Below are 14,620 nucleotides of genomic sequence, written 5' to 3'. Positions count from 1 at the left end.
CAGAAAGCGGGGGCAAGCCATGCGGGAAGGTCAGGATCGACAGGGAAAACGCAACCCCCAGCGACGGGCGAAAGCGCGCCATGCCTCGGCGTCAACCTTGCCCGTCCTCATGGTTGCTGCATGATCGCGCCGGTAGGCCGGGTTGTGTCGTAGCCATTCCTGGGCGAGGCCGGCAGGGTCGAGCCCGGCGAAGGCGCGACGAAGGGGCGCGGCATCCCACGGCCGGATTGTCGGCACGTCCCCCTCCCCGATATGTCATGGATTCGACCCAGTATCCGGTGCAGGACCGAAACGGGTAGTCCCGAAGACTCAGGGAGGCGATCCCGAACATATCCGGCAAGGACCGGGTAGTTTCGATATTGAGGAGCAATTCACGCCAGACGGGCAGGAAACTTCAGTTTCCGCGACATCACGTGATGCCCATAGCGCATCACGGGAGAAGGCGTTTGACGTTCCGTGTATTATAATACGTAGCGCGATAATACACAAATCGTTCCTATCCTGCGGATGGACATCCGAGGACTTTTCGGCGCGAACGTGAGGCGCCTGCGACGCGGCGCCGGCCTCAGCCAGGAAGCCCTGGCGGAACGGATGGGCGTGGACCGCGCCTATATCAGCTGGATCGAGACCGGGCGCCAGAACGCGACGCTGCTCTCGCTGTGGCATGCGTCGCAGGCGCTGGGCGTGCGGCCGGCGGCGTTACTGGATGAAAGCCACGTTGTCGCGACAGAAGAGGCACCGACCGACGGGAAGCCATAACTGGCCTGAAGAAGAAAGCCCCTCCGGCGAACCGGAGGGGCCGGGGGTGGTCAGTCTCCATTACGCGGGCGCTGGCGGGTCCAGACCAGGTTGTAGGCGCCCCCTTCGTCTTCGAAGAGGCTGGCGAAGATCGGACCGGGAAGGGTCGGATCGTCCAGCTTCACACTGAGATATTCGCGCCAGTCTGTGGTGTGCTTGATCCAGGCGGCCCCGGCTTCAAGTTTTCCGATCTGGACCCGGAAGTTGGGAACATTGTCGCTGGCCCGGTTGGCTTCGGGCACGAAGCGGATACCCCGGATTTTCTGTGTCAGGGTGACGATTTCGCCTTCGTAACCCTCGCCGACCTTCTTGAATGAACCGATGATCATTGTCCTGTCTCCTGGCTTGTATCGGGCCGCGACCACCGTGGCCTCGATGGCCATCGACAGCCCGGAGACGACCGGCGGCGCACCTGCGTGCAGGCCGGAGCAACGCGGAGGACGGCGGCACGGAACTTTGTTGCTTCGCGAGGAATGACGGCGCAGCCGGCAGGGGAAGAAAGTTGCGGGACGCCGTTGCGCCATAGCCGGGCGAGGCGAAGCCGCTCTTCGGGCAGATCGGCCATATCGAGAGGCCATGGTGTGCGGCACCGGCAGCGTTATGGGAGACAGCTCAGTCCGTCATGTTCCGTGAGAGGGCTCAGGGTGTCGGAGGGATATCCGTTTCCCGACAACATGCAGATCGAACCGTATCTTTCGCCGGAAGAACCCGCTGGTCAGTACCATGTTCCCTGCCCTTCCTGCTCGACAGACCGGACGTTGACGCCGGGCCGCCAGTCACGCCGGCAGAACGACATGCGTTTTCCGCACCGAAGCTGGTCGCCGTTTTACTCCGGTTGGGCCTGTGCCGGGCATCTCTCGCTGAAAGGAAGGCGCTGCCCTATCCTGAACCCTGGTCCGCCAGCGGCCGCGCAACGGGGATTGACCGAAATGGGTTCCTGCCACCGGGACTTACACGGGCTGAATGGCGCAGAGCCGTGTCCATGCCGCCCCGCCCACGCATAGCGCCCCGAACGTCGCGAAAAGGTAGGCCGGAATGGTGCCCATATCGCCCATACCGCTGAACCCCAGTGTCATACCAAACCCCGCCAGCGCGGTCGGCAGGGCGAGCAGGAGCGACACCAATGTCCGGAGCGCGGGGTCGCGCGAGGACGCCAGGATCGCCTGACCGAACGCCAGCACCATGATCCCGGCAGCGATGCCCGCAAGGATGGCGTGAGCGCCAGACATCATGGCATGGTCGTAGAGCATGGTGCAGACCATCGCCGCCACGAACAGCGGTGCGGCATAGACCGCACAGAGAAACAGCAGCCAGCACAGAAAGCCGATACTGGCGAAGCCAAGGACAATACCGAGACCGAGCAGCATGGATCGCGTCCTTTCCACAACGAGGAACACCACACACATGCCGCGACGATTCAGGAATATCCAGGAAATAGCATTGGACTTTCCGACCCTGGTTTCACGATCAGGACAGCGCGCGGAGCGCGCCGACTATGACTGAGGTGCCACCTGTTGGCGCCTTCCGCTCGCGCCGTGGACACAGTGCGTTGTTCCGGCAGCGTTGCGGATGGCTGACGGGGTAAACACTCACAAACCCATCCCGCAAGAAAAAGTGCGAGCCGGCCCAGCCGGCGAGCGCCGCACGCGCCGGGCAGCGGCGCGTCCCTGCCGCCGGTCCATCGGGACCGGTGCGATTTTCAGGCCGTCCCGTAAAGAAAGGGGCGGCTTACGCCGCCTCCCTCGCCGTCCCGTGCCAGGCCAGCCGGCGGGTTGCCGTGGCCGCGTGGTCCGGGTCCAGATCCATCCCCAGCCAGTCGCGGCCAAGATGCTGCGCCGCCACCAGGGACGAACCCGAACCGGCGAACGGGTCCAGAACCAGCCCACCCACCGGACAGAAGGTTTCCACCAGGGGAAGGAGTGAAGCCACCGGCTTTTGCGTTGGGTGCAGCTTGTTTCCCGAATACGGCATGTCGATCACATCCGGGATAGGCTTTACTGGCGGTGTCACGTTACCCTTGGCCAGCAGATAGGCGCTCTCGTGTTCATACCGGAGAAAACGGGAAGAGGATGAATAGGACTTGCGAAAGACAATATGCCCGACCATGCGGAACCCGGCTGCTTTCCAGGCATCGGCGAAGAGGTCGATACGGTTCCAGCCATAGAACGAAACGGCAAACCCGCCCCATTTCAGCACACGGTGCATCTGGTTGAAAGCGGGCCGGAGCCAGCGCGCATTATCGTCGTTGCGCACCTTCCGCCCGTCCCTACCCTGATAATTCACAAGGTAAGGCGGGTCTGTCAGGATGAAATCCACCGCATTGCGAGGCAGTGTGCGCATAAGCTGCACGCTGTCACCGTTGAGGATGGTATTGCGGAAATCGGTCGCCGTGGTGGTGTTGCCGGTCATGGTCTTTGCCCTTTGTTCCGCGAGGAACAGCCCCCGCTGTTCCTCTGCCTCGCGGCGAGCAGCGGGGTAGCAACGGCAAGGGCGACCGATGGGGAGGGGTATCTCCAGATCTGCACGAAGCGTAGCGCAGGAAGATCGGGGACACCCCATCGGACGGCGTCAGCGCGCTGACGCGAACCCTTGCCGGCGCGAGGGCGGAGCCATTAGCTTTTTTCCTCTTTATTCATGGCAACGGCATTTGCTTGCGCCCCTGGAGGCACGGTCATAATCTGTATTCATGGCCCGCACTCCTTCTGCAAAACCTGCCACCCGCAAATCCGCCGCATCCGCGAAAGTCGGCACGACCGTCACGAAAGAGAATCTGAAAGCCCTTGGTGCGGATCGGCTTGCAGACCTTCTGGTCGAACTGTCGGAACAGGATGCCGTGCTCACCCGGAAGCTGCGCATGGCGCTGACAGCCACTCATGCGAAAGACAAACTCGGCAAGGAGATCGAAAAGAGGCTGCGAACGATCCAGCGTTCCCGTGGATTCCTGCCCTGGGACCGGATCAAACCCCTTGCAGCCGAACTCGATGCCTTACGGCAATCCATTCTCAACGATGTTGCAACGACGGATGTCGGGCAGGCCATTTCCGCCATGCGTCTTCTCGTGGAACTTGCTCCTTCCGTCTATGAGCGCTCTGATGACAGTTCCGGTTACCTGTCAGATGTGTTTCGCGAAGCGGCCTCCGACCTTGGCACCCTCTGGGGACGACAGGCTGGCCGGGATCCGGCTGTCACTGTCAGGGATCTGCTCACGCTTCTCGACGGGGATGGGTATGGCACGTGTGACCACCTGCTTGTCTCGTGCGGTGAGGCGCTGGGTACGGCAGGCGCGGCCATGCTCAGGACCACGCTCCTCACACGACTTCACAAACTCCCCGTTTCCAAGGGGAAAGAGAATTACCGTGCCGACAGCGCGCGTATGCAGACCCTCGGTCACATGAGGGATCTGGCCGATGCCGTAGGCGACGTTGATGCCTATATTGACGCGGTCGGCCTGAGCGACCGTCAACCCGCCTATATCGGTGATGTTGCACGCCGCCTGCTGGACAAGGGACGCGCCCAGGAGGCGCTCGAATGGCTCGGCCGGGAGACCGATGAGACTTCCCGGTTCCGCTGGGAAAACGACGATCTGCGGATTGAAGCCTGTGAGGCTGTGGAAGACCGCGACCAGGCCCAGTCCCTGCGATGGAAAGTCTTTCGGGACCGCCTGAGTCTGCCGCACTGGCAGGCATACCAACGCCATCTCAGCGATTACGATGCGATCGATGTTGAAGAGCTGGCACTCAATCACATCCGTAATTTCCCGGTCAGGGGCGTAGCCCTTTCCACTCTTCTTGAATGGCCAGCGCTCGACGCCGCTGCCCGTCTCGTGCGGGAACATACGGCGGAACTGGACGGGCGTGATTACGGAACACTGCGTCCGGCTGCGGATCGTCTGTCTGAATCGTATCCCAACGAGGCCACGCTTCTTTACCGCCTACTGGTCGAGGCCGTGCTGGATAAGGCGCTTTCCCGCTATTATTCCTATGCAGCGAAGGATCTCGCCTCCTGTCGGCTACTTGCGCCAATGCTGACCACAGCAGATGGAATGGAAAGCCACGAAGCCTTTATGATCCGCCTGAAAGCGCAGCATAAGCGCAAACTGGGATTCTGGTCACTGATCGGTGAATAGTTAAAGACCGCTATGGGGGGGAAGCGGAATGTCCGGTTGTAGCTTAGAAATTAAAATAGTGGACATTCATTCGGACTGACGTAGGTTTTCGATTGTTCTCAGTAAAAAATATGACCTTAGAAGAGACAGAGAGACCCCCGCCGGGGTCTGGTGGCCTTTATTCCCACTCAATTGTCGTTTATGGAAAAATATCCCTTAGAAACAGCGTCTTAATTTCACCTTCATCATTCAATGCCATGAGAAATACCATCGACCATCAAAGCGGGAGCGGAGGATCGTCAGTATGGCTGGCAATGCTGAATACCGTTCTGGCACTCTATCTGCTCGCGGGACAGACCTTCGCCCCCCTTACCGCATAGTTCAACCTATTCGCTGTCATCATCCCCATCGGCAGCCAAACTCTGATCTTCATGACGCTCGACCAAGCGTTGATGGCCACCAAGCGAGATTGTCAGTTCATTGCCATCAAGCCGTGCCTGCAGGTCCTGCAAGATGAGACTACGCTTGGTTGCGTCACCCTCGATAACCCGCTCAAAGCTGGACACAGAAGCCACCGGCACGCGAACATAGCGTTCAATAAACGATGCCATCGTTGCCCCCGCCTCGTCTTCGAGGTGAGCCCAAGCCGCATCGCCCACATAAGCGGCGCCGCCCACCTCTCGGTACGCGGCCTGAAGCCCGGTCAGTTTGTCATTTTCTGTGGGATCCAGCACAACAAGAATTGGCTTTGCACCCGAACTACTGCAGTCGCGAGCAAATGAGAGCTCCTCGCCAAAACGCCCTTGCCCGCTAGCCGCAATCGTCACGCGCAACTTCAATTCGTACGCAAGTGGAGTTCCGTCCGGCAGCACTTTCCAGCAGTCGACTTGCCGACCCTTAGTAGGGTCATCAGTGCGCCTCACCACACGCTCCCGCGCCGACTTCGCCTCACCGCCGATGGCTGCAGCAAGGATGGGTTCGAAAAGATAGCCGGTTTCCTGTGCAGACCGATTGTCCAAATCGTAAAAGAATTTGCGCCAAGTGAGCCATGAAGCAAGTGCTTCCGGCGGAAAGTCAGGGCCGTATTCCATGAGCGCCCTAGGGGAGACTTGGACCATAGTCGGCAGAGGCTGCCTCTGAAGAATCAATCCATATTTACGACGGCGCTTATGAAGCTCGGTGAGGCATTTCAGATAGGTCATGAAGTCCTGATCCAGTGACGTGCCTGCATCAAGCATATCGACAACATCAAAGGACGTAACCGTCTCGTCGGGGTTGGTGAACCAGTCAACTGCCGTGGCGTAGTACTCCTGTTGCGGAGAAATTTTCGGCCAGAGCACAGGAAATGCTCGCGCCATTTCATCACTCTTGCCGATGTCAACGGCCACAAGTGCAATTACTTTGGCTAGCTCGCTGGCCTCCATGAGCGCCCGCATGTTTGCTGTCTTCGTGATCGTAAGCAGGCGAGTGAGCTGCTGCGATCGCTCTGCGCTGAGTCGTTGCCGTGTAGTCATTAAAAAACGAATCCCCCTTGGTGCATTTCTGCAAGCAGCGCTTCTGTTGATTTGAGTGCCGGACTCATTCCAAGCGCTTCAGTAAGAACAAATCCTAATAGCTTTGCAGACATCGCACCTGCCGGTCGCGTATCTGCACCAAACGACCCATCAATATCTCTTAAGTGTTTGGCCAAACGTTCAGCAGCGAGCGGTGGCACAGCGTTTCCAATTTGCTGAATGACGCTGGCATTGTTGCCAACCCACCTGTACTTGTCGGGAAATGTCTGAATGCGGGCACACTCGCGAATGGTCAAAGGACGATGCTCTGTAGGATGAATAAATTCCCGAGCAGCAGCCCCCGTGATCGTGAGGCTCTGCAGATTGCCATGCAGACGTTTGATCCCTGAAGGCGCGCCGCCCCGCTTCTCGGTTGGCGTACCGTCCGATACTCGCCGGTTTGCTCGCCGCCTGTAGCTCTCATGCCAAAGCTCGGGCGGCAGGTCTTTCATCGTCTGACCCGGTTTGAGCAGTTCAACCTGCATACGCTCCGCAGCCTCGACTCGAACGTGGTGAGTTACCACCTCGACGCGATTTCCCGCCCGCATTCGGGCATCGAATGCATTGACAGGTTCCGAGCTCGCGTACGGAACTAGCGCATCCTTATCACTTGCAGCGGGACCGAGCCCTGCCACCGCTTCGGCCAAGCTTGGAGCAAGCGGCTTGCCGGAAGCCTTTTTCGCTTTACCGCTATCGAATGAATACAACTCCTCGGGAAATTGAAAATCGATCCCAAGTCGGTTGCCAATGATTAGCACCCGCTTACGCGTTTGTGGCACGCCATATGCGGCTAGGTTTACCTTTTGCAGCCGTACCGAATATCCCATGTCGACAAACTCTCGTACCAGACGCGCAAGGTCCCGCCCCCCACCAGACGTCAAAAGTCCTTCGACATTTTCGAAAATGAACCAACGGGGCGAAAGCCGCTCAACGATATTTAAGTAGTTAAAAATGAGCAGATTGCGAGGATCTGCAAAATTGCGCGGACCAGCGGTACTAAAGCCTTGGCACGGCGGCCCGCCAATAACGACGAACGGCCTTTTGCCACCCGTGAGCATTTCAATATGAGATGGGTCAACCGTGCTCAGATCAAGCTGGTGGCAGGGGCTGCCGACATTCTCTTGGTAAGTCTGGCAGGCATCAGCGTTAATTTCCGCACCAAATAAAGGCTTCAGACCAGCCTGACTAAAGCCAGAGGAGAATCCCCCAGCCCCAGCAAACAGAGATACAACAACTTCGTCCTTATTCATGCCATATCCCATTGACGCGGCGCTATAACACCAACGTGCTTGTAAAGAGTGGTTCGAGACACGCCATACCGACGAGCAACATCGGCAACTCGGATGTCAGGATCACGCAAAAGCGCCTTGATCTCTCGCACCTGCTTCTCACCGAGTTTAGGTTTGCGTCCACCGGAGCGCCCTCTGGCACGCACTGCTGCAAGCCCCGCGTGGGTGCGCTCGCGGATCAGACTGCGCTCGAATTCCGCGAGGGCTGCAAAGACGTGGAAGACCAACTTCCCAGCCGCGCTGACCGTCTCGATTTTTTCAGTGAGGCTTTCAAAGCCAATGCCGCTGCGCTCAAGATCACTTACAACCTGCACCAAGTCGGGCAAGCTGCGACCAAGCCTATCCAAGCGCCACACGACCAGCGTATCCCCGCTGCGTAAGGCCTTGAGGCATTGCTCCAGCTCCGGCCGCATGGCGTTCTTACCGCTTGCGGTATCCTCGTAGATGACCCCGCAGCCAGCTTGCAGGAGCGCATCGCGCTGCAGCTCAAAGTGTTGGTCCTGCGTGGAGACCCGTGCATATCCGATACGCTGATTCATTGACCAAACCGGGACATTGAAAACTTGACGGCAATATTAACTCGACGGGAGGCATCCGACTAGCCCGGAAAGGCCGTTTTTACAGCGTCCAGAAAACCACCGTTTTCTGGACAAGGCGAAAAACTTATAAAGCAATTAACCGCACAGTTATGAGCAAGAGATCCTCTCGATTGGGTAATGGTCCATCTGGCTATCTCCGGACAGAAATGACGCCTGTTCACTCAGTGCCTGCGCCATAAGCAGGTGATCAAAGGGATCACGGTGATGGATAGGCAGCCCCATCAGGATCTTCAGGTGCTCGGGGGAAATCGGCAGAAGCGTAAAACCCTCTGCCGGAATAGTATCCGTGATCTCGTTGAGATCTGCATCCAGCTTCCCGATCCGGATTTTGATCGCGATCTCCCAGAGCGAGACAATACTAACCAGAATGTCGTGGGCCGGATCCGCAACGATCTCACGTGCTGCAGGTCCCAGTTTGTCAGAGTCGGACAACCACCATAGCAGCGCATGTGTATCGAGCAGAACCTTCACAGGGCCCCGTCCATGCTGTCGAGCATGTCCTGCGGCGTCTCATCAAAATCATCACTTAGCTTGATGCGCCCGCGTAGCCCACCCGGCTGCCGACGGGGGCGATAGGACGGGGATGGCGGGCGCAGTTCGGCCACGATCTCATCATGGGATGTGACCAGGATCGTACTGCCTTGCCGCGCCTGGCGAAGGTAAGCGGTCAGGTTGCCACGGAACTCCCGCACCCCGATTTTCAGTGGCGCGCTCTGGCTGCCAGAAAGCTGTTCACTCATGTGATCCTCCCTATGTGTCATCATATCATGTACACATAGGGAGAGAGCAAGTGACAAACGCAGGAGACGTCACAGGTCTGTCGCCTCTGATAAGGCGAGGGCATCCTCAACATCGACACCCAGATATCGAACCGTGCTGTCCAGCTTGGTGTGACCCAGCAAGATTTGCACTGCACGCAGATTACCGGTGCGTTTATAGATCATCGCGACTTTCGTCCGGCGCATGGAATGCGTCCCATATTCGCCGGGGATCAGGCCAACCGCTTCGACCCACTCGTCCAGCAAACGGGCATATTGCCGGGTGCCCAGATGTGCCTTCGCACTCAGGCGGCTGGGAAAAATAAAATCCTGCAGTGAGCCACCGCGATGCTCCAGCCAGGCACGGACGCTTTCACGTGTCGTTTCCGTAATTTCGAATTGCATCGGACGTTTGGTTTTCTGCTGCACGATCATTGCGCGGCTCCGGATCTGACCGCTGGTAACGAGATCGCCAATGCGCAGCGTCACGAGATCGCAACCTCGGAGCTTGCTGTCGAGGGCAAGGTCGAACAGTGCTCGATCACGGATCCGGCCTTCATGGGCCAACCAAAAGCGGATGGCCCAAACGTGTTTCTCTTTCAGAGCCCGTTTGGCGCCGACCATTTTGCCGGCGTTCCACGGGGTTTGGGTTTTCAGTGTGGGCGATGGGAAGCGTATGCCTTGTTCCATGACACGTTCTCCAGGAAGGCTGCTTGGATGCAGCCTGGTGTAGAATGCGCTCCGGCGGGAGGAAATGGCATCAGTTCATGGTGACTCCAGACTGTCCGCTTCGGGGCGTGGCATATTGGAGGCTGCATGTCCGACATGTAGGCGGAAGCCGACATGGAGACATCGCACCGTCATGCAAAACTACCCACCAGCCATTCTCTGAGCTTCGACCACCGCCGCCTCCCGCCCTGATTGCGCACGGCGATGGCCAATGCCTTCTGCTGCCCCACAAGCACAACGAGCTTTCTCCCCCGTGTCACGCCGGTATAGAGCAGGTTCCGCGCCAGCATGGCGTAATGCTGTGTCACCAGTGGGATCACCACCGCCGGGTATTCCGATCCCTGACTCTTGTGAATGGTCGTCGCGTAGGCCAGCACCAGTTCGTCCAACTCGCCGAAGCCGTAAACGACCTCCCGTCCATCGAATAAGACCGTCAGTTCGCCCTCTTCCACATCGATCCTGTCAATAACGCCAAGATCCCCGTTGAAGACATCCCGGTCATAGTCATTGGCGATCTGCATCACCTTGTCGCCGGGACCATAGGTCCAGCCAAACCGCTCGACCTTCACCTCGCCTGGCGGGTTCAGCGCCTGCTGCAATTCGATATTCAGCGACCGCGCCCCAAGCCCGCCCCGGTTCATCGGACACAGCACCTGCACGTCGCGGACCGGGTCCAGCCCGAACCGCGCCGGGATGCGGTCCTTCACCACGGCCAGCAACTTGCGCAGTCCGACCTCGGGCTCGGCCGCTTCGACAAAATAGAAGTCCGATCCCTCTTCCGCGCTCAGTTCGGGCATCTTCCCTTCGTTGATCCGGTGCGCATTGGTGATGATCCGGCTCTGCGCCGCCTGGCGGAACACCTCGGTCAGCCGCACCACAGGGACAGCACCGGAGCCAATGATGTCGGCCAGCACCTGCCCCGGTCCGACGGACGGCAACTGGTCCACATCGCCGACGATCAGCAGGGCTGCGCTGTCGGGTAACGCGCGTAGCAGGGAGCGCATCAGCAGCACATCCACCATGCTGGCCTCGTCCACGACCAGGAGATCGCAGGTCAGCGGGTTGGTGTCGTCCCGTTTGAAACTCCCCGTGGCCGGATCCGTCTCCAGCAGGCGGTGGATGGTCTTCCCCTCAAGTCCGGTGCTTTCCGACAGGCGCTTCGCCGCCCGGCCGGTCGGGGCGCAGAGCTGCACGTCCGTGCCCTTGGCGGTCACGATCTTGAGGATGGCGTTGACCAGCGTGGTCTTGCCCACGCCAGGACCACCCGTGATCACCAGCACCTTGCTGTTCAGGGCAAGGCGCACCGCCTCCTGCTGGCTGGGCGCGAGCGCAAGCCCGGTCTTCCTTTCCACCCAGGTCATGGCCTTTTCAGCGTCGATCTCGGGCCAGGGCGGACGGCCGACGGCGCAGGCATGCAATCGCTCGGCGACGCTTTGCTCCGCGCGATAGAGACCCGCCAGGAAGATGCATCCCGTCTCGCCCACGCTGTCGGCAATAACGTCGCCCGCCTCCAGCTCCAACGTGAGAGCCGTCTCGATCAGGGGTGCCGCGACCTCCAGCAGTTCGGCGGTGCTGGTCAGCAACTCCCCGACCGGCAGGCCACAATGCCCCTCATCCATGGCCTCGCCAAGCGCGTAGGAGATCCCGGCCCGCACCCGGATCATGGCGTCGGGCGCGATCCCCATCTTCCGGGCAATCTGGTCGGCAGTTTTGAACCCAATCCCCCGGATGTCCTTCGCGAGCCGGTAGGGGTTCTCGCTGATCAGTTGGACCGCGTCCTGCCCGTAGGTCTTGAAGATCCTTACCGCCCGCGAGGTGCCGACGCCGTTGCTGTGCAGAAACAGCATGATCTCGCGGATCACCTTCTGGTCCGCCCAGCCACCGACAATCCGCTCGGCACGCTTGGGGCCGATGCCCGTCACCTCCCGCAGACGTCCAGGTTCCTGCTCGATCAGGTCGAACACCGCCTCACCGAACGCTTTCACCAGTTTCTTCGCATAAACCGGGCCGATGCCCCGGATCATGCCGGAGCCCAGATAGCGTTCGATACCCTCGACCGTGGTCGGCGGGCTGGCCCTGAGGAACTCGGCCTTGAACTGGAGGCCGTGGGTGTGGTCGTTGAACCAGCGCCCCGACATCTGCACGAACTCGCCCGCCGAGATCATGGCGGCATGGCCGACAACGGTGACCAGGTCGCGCTGCCCCCGCACCTTCACGCGCAAAACGCAGAAGCCGTTCTCGGCGTTGTGGAACGTCACCCGCTCGACCAGTCCCGCCAGCGCTTCCGTGGGCGAAGAGTCGGTGGCGCGTCCGCTCATCCGGCCTGCCGGAGGATCGGCACTTCCGTATCGTTCATGACTCGCCCTCCCCTTCCGTCACGCCGCCGTAAGCCAGTATTTGTACGCCGCGCCTCTATCCGAGACTACCCATAACTACGATTCCGTACGCTTGAGCACGCACAGGCGCGACCTTCCACAATGCGGATTTCCATTGAAATAACAGTCATCTGTCCGGATCGTGTGTCTGTTTTCCTTGCCTTGCGGTCGGAAGAGAGCGACGATGACGGACAGACCCAGCCAGTCCATTGCCCCGGCGTATCGGCCGCCAGAGCCCGAGTTGCGGCTCATCCTGCGACCCAATGCCCCGGACCCGCGCCTTGTGGCGCTGGTCCGCCTCATGGCCCGTCGTGCGGCACGGGACTGGTTCCGGTCGCAGCAACAGGAGCAGCGCCGCCGCTCCGGACCGTAAGGGAAAGCCCGTCATGAAGGTCGCGCTCTACGCCCGCTATTCCTCCGACAACCAGCGCGATGCCTCGATCGCCGACCAGCTTCGGGTCTGCCGCACCCACGCGGAGAAGCAGGGCTGGAGCATCGTCGAGGAGTATACCGACCACGCCATCTCGGGTGCCTCCCTGATGCGGCCCGGCATCCAGGCGCTGATCGCGGATGCACAGCGCGGACGGTTCCAGATCGTGCTGGCCGAGGCGATGGACCGTTTGTCCCGAGACCAGGAGGATATCGCCGGCGTCTTCAAGCGCATGAACTACGCCGGCGTGCGGATCGTCACCCTCTCCGAGGGCGAAGTCTCCCACCTCCATGTCGGCCTCAAGGGCACGATGAACGCCCTGTTCCTGAAAGACCTGGCCGAGAAGACGCATCGCGGCCTGCGCGGCCGGGTCGAGCAGGGCAAGTCGGGCGGCGGCAACGCCTACGGCTATGACGTGGTGCGCAGGCTCGACGCCAATGGTGAACCGATCCGGGGCGACCGGACCATCAACCCGCAAGAGGCGGATGTGGTCCGTCGCATCTTCCGTGATTTCGCCGCTGGGCTGGGACCGCGCGCCATCGCCTTCCGTCTCAATGACGAAGGCATCCCTGCCCCTGGCAGCGGCACCTGGGGTTTCTCGACCATCAACGGCAACCGGCTACGCGGCACGGGTATCCTCAACAATGAGATGTACGTGGGCAGGCTGGTCTGGAACCGCCAGCGGTTCATCAAGGATCCCGACACCGGCAAGCGTCAGGCCCGCCCCAACCCGGACACCGAATGGGTCATCCAGGAGGTGCCGGAGTTGCGGATCGTCGATCAGGATCTTTGGGACGCGGTCAAGGCACGGCAGGCCAGTGTCAGCGCCAGCCGCGACACACGCGACACGTCATCGCCCGACCATTTCCGCGAGAAGCGCCGTCCCCGTTACCTGTTCTCCGGCCTGAGCAAATGCGGCTGCTGCGGTGGCGGCTATTCCATGATCTCCGGCACCTTGCTCGGCTGCTCGACCGCCCGCAACAAGGGCACCTGTGACAACCGGACCAATATGCGCCGCGAGGAGCTGGAGCGGCGCGTCCTCGACGCCCTGCGTCACCACCTCATGGACCCGGACCTGTTCGCCGAGTTCTGCACGGCCTTCACCACCGAGATGAACCGGCTGCGCATGGAGGCGTCGGCCGACATCGGCGCGGCTGAATCAGAACTGAAGCGGGTCGAACGCGACATCCAGCGGCTGATGGATCTCTACCTCTCGGAAGCGATCTCGATCGAGACGGTCAAGGAGCGCGGATCGAAGCTCGAAGCCCGTAAGAGTGAACTCAAGGACTTCCTCTCGACCGCCGAGGCGCCCCCACCCCTGCTCCATCCGCAGATGGCGGAGTTCTACCACCGGCAGCTCGCGCGCCTGCACGACATGCTGCATTCCGAGCTGGACGAAAAGCGCCAGGAGGCGGCCGAGGTGATCCGCTCGCTGATTGAGGCAATCATCCTCACGCCGTCCGACAAGGGCCTCCAGATTGATGTCCGGGGTGATCTCGCCGGTATCCTGACGATGGCGTCAGGCAGCGGACAAACGAAAACCCCAGCCCGTTTCCGGACTGGGGTTCGTGATGCGTTGGCATCGCAAGTTCAGATGGTTGCGGGGGCAGGATTTGAACCTGCGGCCTTCAGGTTATGAGCCTGACGAGCTACCGGGCTGCTCCACCCCGCGGTTGAGAGAGTGCTGATTTTGTTTTGGCTTAGTTTTATGAGGGTAGACTGGAAGACCTGGCGGCGACCGACTTTCCCGCGGCTTAAGCCGCAGTATCATAGGCGCTGGGGGTTTTCACGGCCGAGTTCGGGATGGGATCGGGTGGAACTCTCCCCGCCATGGCCACCAGGTCATCCAGACCACCCTTTAGGGCGTGTGGATGCGGTTGGTGCGTTTGGGTGTTTTGTGTGTGACGTGGTTATGGATGATTTCTGTGCACGGGCTATCCGTAAGGATAGTGTGAGAGTGAGCCTATTGGGTGATTAGGACCAG

General features: G+C 60.2%; 15 protein-coding genes, 1 tRNA gene and 1 rRNA gene. 4 read left to right on the top strand and 13 right to left on the bottom strand.

The window, feature by feature from the left end:
* Window positions 1-30: 30 nt before the first annotated feature.
* A complete protein-coding gene (locus HNR55_RS16780) occupies window positions 31-237 on the bottom strand; it encodes a transcriptional regulator domain-containing protein (RefSeq protein WP_166116191.1) in 207 nt (68 codons plus the stop codon).
* A gap of 270 nt (window positions 238-507) precedes the next feature.
* On the opposite strand from HNR55_RS16780, the gene HNR55_RS13405 reads away from it, so the two are divergent.
* Complete coding sequence (locus tag HNR55_RS13405) at window positions 508-759, top strand: helix-turn-helix domain-containing protein (RefSeq protein ID WP_025439265.1); 252 nt, start codon at window positions 508-510, stop codon at window positions 757-759.
* Between the two features lie 50 nt (window positions 760-809).
* On the opposite strand, the gene HNR55_RS13400 is transcribed toward HNR55_RS13405, so the two are convergent.
* From HNR55_RS13400 to HNR55_RS13390, 3 genes are all read right to left on the bottom strand, one after another.
* Entirely contained in the window at window positions 810-1,127 is a 318-nt protein-coding gene (locus tag HNR55_RS13400; protein WP_166116273.1) for a DUF736 domain-containing protein, read from the bottom strand.
* A gap of 621 nt (window positions 1,128-1,748) precedes the next feature.
* Window positions 1,749-2,183: a hypothetical protein gene (locus HNR55_RS13395; protein ID WP_264814073.1), complete on the bottom strand. Its 435-nt coding sequence runs from the start codon at window positions 2,181-2,183 to the stop codon at window positions 1,749-1,751.
* 343 nt (window positions 2,184-2,526) lie between these two features.
* Window positions 2,527-3,207 (bottom strand): DNA methyltransferase, encoded by a 681-nt coding sequence (locus HNR55_RS13390; RefSeq protein ID WP_166116189.1) that lies wholly within the window; start codon window positions 3,205-3,207, stop codon window positions 2,527-2,529.
* Window positions 3,208-3,484: 277 nt separating this feature from the next.
* Between HNR55_RS13390 and HNR55_RS13385 the strand changes: the two genes are divergently transcribed.
* Window positions 3,485-4,924, top strand: a complete 1,440-nt coding sequence (locus HNR55_RS13385; RefSeq protein ID WP_166116188.1) for a DUF6880 family protein — start codon at window positions 3,485-3,487, stop codon at window positions 4,922-4,924.
* A gap of 365 nt (window positions 4,925-5,289) precedes the next feature.
* Here the strand turns inward: HNR55_RS13385 and HNR55_RS13380 are convergent, their stop codons facing one another.
* From HNR55_RS13380 to recD2, 7 genes are all read right to left on the bottom strand, one after another.
* Window positions 5,290-6,417, bottom strand: coding sequence for a restriction endonuclease (locus HNR55_RS13380; protein ID WP_166116186.1), 1,128 nt, complete (start codon window positions 6,415-6,417; stop codon window positions 5,290-5,292).
* Window positions 6,417-7,706 carry a DNA cytosine methyltransferase gene (locus tag HNR55_RS13375; RefSeq protein ID WP_166116183.1) on the bottom strand — a complete coding sequence of 430 codons (1,290 nt, stop codon included), beginning with the start codon at window positions 7,704-7,706 and terminating at the stop codon, window positions 6,417-6,419. Before HNR55_RS13375 ends, HNR55_RS13380 begins: the two co-directional genes overlap by 1 nt.
* Entirely contained in the window at window positions 7,703-8,284 is a 582-nt protein-coding gene (locus tag HNR55_RS13370) for a recombinase family protein (protein ID WP_166116181.1), read from the bottom strand. Before HNR55_RS13370 ends, HNR55_RS13375 begins: the two co-directional genes overlap by 4 nt.
* A gap of 147 nt (window positions 8,285-8,431) precedes the next feature.
* Window positions 8,432-8,815 carry a type II toxin-antitoxin system VapC family toxin gene (locus HNR55_RS13365; RefSeq protein ID WP_166116179.1) on the bottom strand — a complete coding sequence of 128 codons (384 nt, stop codon included), beginning with the start codon at window positions 8,813-8,815 and terminating at the stop codon, window positions 8,432-8,434.
* On the bottom strand, window positions 8,812-9,108 hold the full coding sequence (locus HNR55_RS13360; protein WP_166116178.1) for a type II toxin-antitoxin system Phd/YefM family antitoxin: 297 nt from the start codon (window positions 9,106-9,108) through the stop codon (window positions 8,812-8,814). Before HNR55_RS13360 ends, HNR55_RS13365 begins: the two co-directional genes overlap by 4 nt.
* A gap of 45 nt (window positions 9,109-9,153) precedes the next feature.
* Window positions 9,154-9,792: a tyrosine-type recombinase/integrase gene (locus tag HNR55_RS13355; protein WP_166116176.1), complete on the bottom strand. Its 639-nt coding sequence runs from the start codon at window positions 9,790-9,792 to the stop codon at window positions 9,154-9,156.
* A gap of 170 nt (window positions 9,793-9,962) precedes the next feature.
* Window positions 9,963-12,149, bottom strand: a complete 2,187-nt coding sequence (recD2, locus tag HNR55_RS13350) for an SF1B family DNA helicase RecD2 (RefSeq protein WP_166116174.1) — start codon at window positions 12,147-12,149, stop codon at window positions 9,963-9,965.
* 241 nt (window positions 12,150-12,390) lie between these two features.
* Between recD2 and HNR55_RS16775 the strand changes: the two genes are divergently transcribed.
* Complete coding sequence (locus tag HNR55_RS16775) at window positions 12,391-12,579, top strand: hypothetical protein (RefSeq protein WP_166116173.1); 189 nt, start codon at window positions 12,391-12,393, stop codon at window positions 12,577-12,579.
* A gap of 13 nt (window positions 12,580-12,592) precedes the next feature.
* Window positions 12,593-14,275, top strand: coding sequence for a recombinase family protein (locus tag HNR55_RS13345; protein WP_166116270.1), 1,683 nt, complete (start codon window positions 12,593-12,595; stop codon window positions 14,273-14,275).
* Here the strand turns inward: HNR55_RS13345 and HNR55_RS13340 are convergent.
* Both HNR55_RS13340 and rrf read right to left on the bottom strand, forming a co-directional pair.
* Window positions 14,232-14,308 (bottom strand) — tRNA-Met (locus tag HNR55_RS13340). The two genes, HNR55_RS13345 and HNR55_RS13340, sit on opposite strands and share 44 nt — an antisense overlap.
* A 54-nt stretch (window positions 14,309-14,362) precedes the next feature.
* Window positions 14,363-14,478: ribosomal RNA gene (gene rrf / locus HNR55_RS13335) — 5S ribosomal RNA — on the bottom strand.
* Between the last annotated feature and the right edge of the window lie 142 nt (window positions 14,479-14,620).

Source organism: Acetobacter lovaniensis, assembly GCF_014207635.1.
GTDB classification, from domain to species: Bacteria; Pseudomonadota; Alphaproteobacteria; order Acetobacterales; family Acetobacteraceae; genus Acetobacter; species Acetobacter lovaniensis.
Note: the sequence above shows the minus strand (reverse complement) of the source record. Positions and strands in the feature narration are given on the sequence as shown.